At 54.5% G+C, this 5,428-nt stretch carries 4 protein-coding genes; 3 read left to right on the top strand and 1 reads right to left on the bottom strand.

Translation table 11 applies throughout. The features are described from left to right. Window positions 1–237 precede the first annotated feature (237 nt). On the top strand, window positions 238–861 hold the full coding sequence (locus HMPREF2954_RS03725) for an alpha/beta fold hydrolase (RefSeq protein WP_045073462.1): 624 nt from the start codon (window positions 238–240) through the stop codon (window positions 859–861). 118 nt (window positions 862–979) lie between these two features. On the opposite strand, the gene wrbA is transcribed toward HMPREF2954_RS03725, so the two are convergent. Next, on the bottom strand, window positions 980–1,582 hold the full coding sequence (wrbA, locus tag HMPREF2954_RS03720; RefSeq protein WP_045073460.1) for an NAD(P)H:quinone oxidoreductase: 603 nt from the start codon (window positions 1,580–1,582) through the stop codon (window positions 980–982). A 136-nt stretch (window positions 1,583–1,718) separates the two neighbouring features. On the opposite strand from wrbA, the gene HMPREF2954_RS03715 reads away from it, so the two are divergent. Next, on the top strand, window positions 1,719–2,951 hold the full coding sequence (locus tag HMPREF2954_RS03715) for a YihY family inner membrane protein (protein ID WP_045073458.1): 1,233 nt from the start codon (window positions 1,719–1,721) through the stop codon (window positions 2,949–2,951). Between the two features lie 96 nt (window positions 2,952–3,047). Then, window positions 3,048–4,823 carry an extracellular solute-binding protein gene (locus tag HMPREF2954_RS03710; protein ID WP_045073456.1) on the top strand — a complete coding sequence of 592 codons (1,776 nt, stop codon included), beginning with the start codon at window positions 3,048–3,050 and terminating at the stop codon, window positions 4,821–4,823. The last annotated feature ends 605 nt before the right edge of the window (window positions 4,824–5,428 follow it).

The following is a 5,428-nucleotide window of genomic DNA, read 5'->3' as shown; positions in this document are numbered from 1 at the left end:
TTTTATAAGTGTCCAAGATTTGGGGGCCAGTTCAAACCTTATTTAAAGGTTTTCAGACGACCTTTTTGCTTTGCGGCGGACTTTTAAACCTGATCCGTTCAAACCGAGGTCGTCTGAAAATACGGCAACAGATTTTAACCGGAGCTTAAGCCCGTTTTCAAAAGGCAGAACGCGTCCGCAATACGGTCTGACTGACTTATGGCATAATGCTAGCGGCAAAAAATACAGGAGGTCCTCATGTCGAAAATCATCTTATTGCACGGACTGCACATGCACTCTTGGGTGATGAAACCTTTAGCGGATATGCTGGAAAAGCAAGGCTTTGACGTTGCCCTGTTCGGTTATTACAGCGTCTGGCACACCATGCCGCAGCACACGCAGGCATTGGCAGAGTTTGTTGAAAAACACGATACGGGCGAGCCTCTGCATTTTGCCGGACACAGTCTGGGCGGGCTGGTGTTGCGCCACTTTGCCGCCGCCCATCCCGAAAAAATTACCGGCCGCATCGTTACCTTCGGTACGCCCCACCAAGGCAGCCGGGCTGCGCAAAGGGTGTTCCGACTCGGGTTAAAAACCCCCGTACTCGGTGGCGCTTATCGCGATGCGCTCGACGGCGGTACGCCCGATTTGCCCGAACATATCGAACTGGGCAGCATTGCCGGCAACAAGCCGCTCGGACTGGGGCGCGTATTGGGTTTGCACGGCGAACACGACGGTACGGTTTTGGTCAGCGAAACCCGCTGTCCGAATATGCGCGACCACGTTATCTTGCCCGTCAGCCACAGCGGTATGCTGTTCAAACAGGTTACCGCAGAGCAAACCGCAACATTTTTGCGCGAGGGGCAGTTTAATCATGGCTAAAAAACTGGGATGACGGGATTTGAGAATAATAAAAAGGTCGTCTGAAAACTTGGAAATCAGGTTTTCAGACGACCTTTTAGTTTTTTAGTTTGTGGTTGGGCGGACTTTTATATTTACTTTAAGCCAACTTGACGGCGAGTTCTGCCAGCCGTTTGCCTTGTGCGAAGGCGATGTCGTTTTCTTCGGCGGTCAGGACGGGTTTGCTGTCGTGTCCGGCGACGTGGGATGAGCCGTAGGGGGTGCCGCCGCTTTGGGTGCTGCCGAGGGCGGATTCGGTGTAGGGGATGCCGCTGATGATCATGCCGTGGTGCAGGAGGGGGAGCATCATGGTGAGGAGGGTGGTTTCTTGTCCGCCGTGTTGGGAGGAGGTGCTGGTGAAGACGGTGGCGGGTTTGCCGGCGAGTTCTGCGCCGAGCCACAGGGGGATGGTGCCGTCGATGAAGTATTTCATGGCGGCCGCCATGTTGCCGAAGCGGGTGGGGCTGCCTAGGGCGAGGGCGGCGCAGGTTTTGAGGTCTTCGGCGGTGGCGTAAGGCGCGCCGCTGTCGGGGATGTCTTTTTCGACGGCTTCGCAGACGGTGGAGACTTTGGGGACGGTGCGCAATACGGCTTCGCAGCCTGCGACGCTTTCGATGCCGCGTGCGATTTGGCGGGCGAGGTTGAGGGTGCTGCCGTTTTGGGAGTAGTAGAGGACGAGGATTTTGAGGGGATTTGGGTTCATTTGGGTATTCCGTTACAATGGGATTGGTTGAAAATCGGTGTTTGGCTGTTGAAGCTGTGTTTTCAGACGACGTGGTGTGTGCTGCGGGCGTTTTCTGTTTTTTTATTTTTAATTGGTTATTTTTTCGGGAAAGATTATGCCGTTTTTGAAATGGTGGCAAGGTTTGTTGGGTAGTAAGGCGTTTGCGTTTGCGTGGTTTGTGGTCCGGCGTTTCGATGAGGAGCGTGTGCCGCAGGCTGCGGCAAGTATGACGTTTACGACGCTTCTGGCTTTGGTGCCGGTGTTGACGGTGATGGTGGCGGTCGCTTCGATTTTCCCTGTGTTCGACCGTTGGTCGGATTCTTTTGTGGCGTTCGTCAATCAGACTATTGTGCCGCAGGGTGCGGACATGGTGTTTGATTATATCAATGCGTTCCGCGATCAGGCGGGAAAGTTGACGGCGATTGGTAGCGTGATGCTGGTGGTGACGTCGCTGATGCTGATTCGGACGATTGACAATACGTTTAACCGGATTTGGCGGGTCAATACGCAGCGGCCTTGGATGATGCAGTTTTTGGTGTATTGGGCGTTGCTGACGTTTGGGCCGCTGTCTTTAGGCGTGGGGATTTCTTTTATGGTCGGGTCGGTGCAGGATTCTGCGCTGGCTTCGTTTGCGCCGCAATGGGTGGTGGGGTTACTGCAAACCTTAGGCACGCTGTTTTTCGCGACGCTTTTGTTGTGGGGTTTGTACCGCTTTGTACCCAACCGCTTCGTACCCGGGCGCCATGCGTTTATCGGGGCTTTGGTCACGGCGTTTTGCTTGGAGACGGCGCGTTTCCTGTTTGCTTGGTATATGGGCAATTTCGACGGCTACCGCTCGATTTACGGGGCGTTTGCCGCCGTGCCGTTTTTCTTGGTGTGGCTGAATTTGCTGTGGACGCTGGTGTTGGGCGGCGCGGTGCTGACTTCGTCGCTGTCTTATTGGCAGGGCGATGCGTTCCGCAGGGGCTTCGATTCGCGCGGGCGGTTTGACGATGTCTTGAAAATCCTGCTGCTTTTGGATGCGGCGCAAAAAGAGGGCAAAGCCTTGCCTGTTCAGGAGTTCAGACGACATATCAATATGGGTTACGATGAGTTGGGCGAGCTTTTGGAAAAGCTGGCGCGGCACGGTTATATCTACAACGGCCGTCAGGGCTGGGTGTTGAAAACGGGGGCGGATTCGATTGAGTTGAGCGAACTCTTCAAGCTCTTTGTTTACCGCCCGTCGCCCGTGGAAAGGGATCATGTGAACCAAGCCGTCGATGCGGTGATGACGCCGTGTTTGCAGACTTTGAACATGACGCTGGCGGAGTTTGACGCTCAGGCGAAAAACCGGCAGCAGCCTTCTTGAGTATGTTTTGAAACGGATAAAAGGTCGTCTGAAAGCAGTTTTCAGACGACCTTTTGCTATAATCGGGCTTCATCGTCCCGTTCGGTTTGAAACCTTATGAAAACCCTCTTCCTCCTCCTGCTTTCCTTCTCCACTGCCACCGCTTTTGCCGCATACGGTTTAGGTTTGGGGCAGGAGCCGAAATATCCCGCCGACTTTCGCGCCTACGAATACGTCAATCCCGACGCGCCCAAAGGCGGCGTGTTTTCCCTGCCGATACAGGGCGGCTTCGATACGTTCAACCCGTTTACCCTCAAAGGCGACAAAGAAGCCGGCGTCCTCAATCTGACCGTGGACATGCTCACGGACAACAGTTGGGACGAACCTTTCTCCATGTACGGACTATTGGCGGAAGACTTCTCACTTGCCGAAGACGGGCTGTCGGCAACATTCAGGCTCAACCCGAAAGCCAAATTCCACAACGGCGATCCCGTCCTTGCCAAAGACGTAGCCGCCTCCTTCCGCCTGCTTACCCAAGACAAAGCCGCCAACCCCTTCTACCGCATATACTGGAGCGACGTTGCCAAAGTCGAAACGCCCGACGACAGGACAGTCGTTTTCCGCTTCAAACAGCGCAATGCCGAATTACACATGGCATTAGGGCAACTGCCTGTGTTTTCTCATAAAAGCTACCCCGAAGGGCTGGAAAAAGGCGCAAACAAAATGCCCATCGGCTCCGGCCCCTACCGTTTCGTCAAAGCAGACATCGGGCGCATGAGCGAATACGCGCGCGACAAAAACTACTGGGCGCAAAACCTGCCGACCCGCAAAGGCAGATATAACTTCGACACCGTCCGCTTCAAATATTTCAAAGACAACAGCGTCCGCCTCGAAGGCCTCAAAGCCGGACAATACGACTTCGTTTACGAAAATGTCGCCCGAAACTGGGCGCGGGGCTATTCCGACGAAATGCTCGCCAAACGCGGCATGGGCAAACACGAATGGATACAGAAAAGCGATGCCGGCATGCAGGGCTTCGTCATGAACCTGCGCCGCGCCCCGTTTGACAACATCCTCGTGCGGCAGGCGATGGTCGAGAGTTTCGACTTTGAAAGCATCAACGCACGCATTTTCTACGGCGCATACCGCCGCAGCAACAGCTTCTTCACCAACAGCGAGATGGCGGCGACAGGCAAACCGCAAGGCGCGGAACTGAAACTGCTCCAGTCCCTCGGCAACACCCTCGATCCCGCCGTCCTGAACCAACCCGTCCCCGAACCGCCTCAAACCGACCCGAAAACAGGCATACGCCCCAACCTGCTCAAAGCCCGCGCCCTCTTGGAAAAAGCAGGCTACCGCTATAAAAACGGCAAACTGACCGACAGCCAAGGCAAACCCCTGACCTTCGAGTTCCTGACCGCCTCCAAAACCTACGAACGCATTACCGCCAAATGGCAACGCGACCTCGCCAAAATCGGCGTAACCATGAACATCCGCGTTACCGACCCCGCCTTATACCAAAGGCGGCTCAACGATTTCGACTTCGATATGACCATTACCGCCTATGCCAACAGCGAAAGCCCCGGCAACGAACAATACGATTATTTCGGCTGCGAAGCCGCCAAAATCCCCGGCAGCCGAAACCTCGCCGGCGTGTGCCGCCCCGAAGTCGAAAAGCTGCTCAAACATTTCGGCAGCTTCACCAACCGCGAAGAGCTGAAAACCACCTCCCGGGCACTAGACCGCACCATCCGCCACCAATACATCATCGTCCCCGCCTGGTACGCCGACCGCTACCGCGTCGTTTACCGCGACAACCTCGGCATCCCGCAAAAACTGCCGAAATATTACGACCCGGTATTTTTTTCGCTGAGTAGCGGGTGGTGGAAATAGGAGGGGCAATCCGTAGCGTGGGCTTTGCCCACGAGATGGAAGCCGAAATGGATGCCCATTTGGCTGTTGTTTGATTTAGATTGTTAGATAGCAGGTTTCGTGGGCGCAGCCCACGCTACTTGGGTTGTCCCAAGCCTGCGGTGATTGAATAAAAGGTCGTCTGAAAATAAGCGTGAACGAGTTTCTCTAAAACTCAAATCTCAAAGTTTTCAGACGACCTTATTTTTGCCTGCAATCCGCTCCCTCTCCCGTCCGGCGGGAGAGGGCTGGGGAGAGGGTGGCTCTACGGGTTGTACGAATTTATTTGACTTAGACCCACAAAGCCACCCCCATCCTAACCTTCCCCCGCCAGACGGGGGAAGGGACAGGTTGCTGTTGCTGCAACGGGTAGCGTGGGCTTTGCCCGCGAGATAAATGCCGAAATGGATGTCCATTCGGCTGTTGTCTGATTTGGATTTTTTAGATAGCAGATTTCGTGGGCGCAGCCCACGCTACGGATTGGATTTCCAATTTAATTGAATAAAACCCGCGTTGATTGTATAAAAAATTGAATCCAAGGTCGTCTGAAAATCTGAACTGGCCCCCAAATCTTGGACACTTATAAA

Origin of the sequence: Neisseria sp. HMSC067H09, from assembly GCF_001814135.1 — a bacterium.
GTDB lineage: Bacteria > Pseudomonadota > Gammaproteobacteria > Burkholderiales > Neisseriaceae > Neisseria.
The sequence above is the reverse complement of the archived record's forward strand: the minus strand, read 5'-3'. Positions and strand labels throughout refer to the sequence as shown.